Origin of the sequence: Sphingomonas sp. CCH5-D11 (genome assembly GCF_001557395.1) — a bacterium.
Lineage (GTDB): Bacteria > Pseudomonadota > Alphaproteobacteria > Sphingomonadales > Sphingomonadaceae > Sphingomonas.
In genome coordinates, this window is the sequence record NZ_LSKH01000261.1 from 1 (window position 1) to 509 (window position 509).

Here is a 509-nt window from a genome sequence, read left to right on the forward strand (position 1 = left end):
CTCTATTCGCGCGGCAATTGGCGGGCGCCGTTCCGCTACAACGCCTGGCGACCGGGCGTGCGGATCGCGCCGGTCTATTTCGGCCAGCGTTACTGGATCAATGATCCGTGGCGTTACCGCCTGCCGCCGGCCCGTGCGAACGCGCGCTGGGTTCGCCATTACAACGACGTGATCCTGGTTGATTACCGCCGCGGCATCGTCCTCGACGTGATGCGCAACTTTTACTGGTAAGCGGGAAAAGAAGCGGGCCGGGTGAGTGATCACCCGGCCCGTTTTCGTGCCGACCAGAGCGGCCGCGCCGCAGCTACGCCGGACGCGGCCGGTGCCTGGCTTGGGATCCGGCACTAGTCCCGAAAGGGGGGTGGGACTGGAATCGCGAACGCGCATGTCCAGATTTGGTTCGGCCGCTTGCACCGAAATGGGCCAGGCCGAAAAAATATAGTTAACTGGCCCTTGTGCCGCCCCTTGCAATGGGGAAGATTTGCCCTGCCAGGTCGGGGGGCTGGGGC

Annotated in this window: 1 protein-coding gene; it reads left to right on the forward strand. The window is 64.4% G+C overall.

Annotated elements, in window-relative coordinates; all coding sequences use genetic code 11:
- Nucleotides 1-231 (forward strand): RcnB family protein (locus tag AX702_RS16315; protein ID WP_197420652.1); only part of this gene is annotated, 231 nt, incomplete at its 5' end.
- Nucleotides 232-509 lie beyond the last annotated feature (278 nt).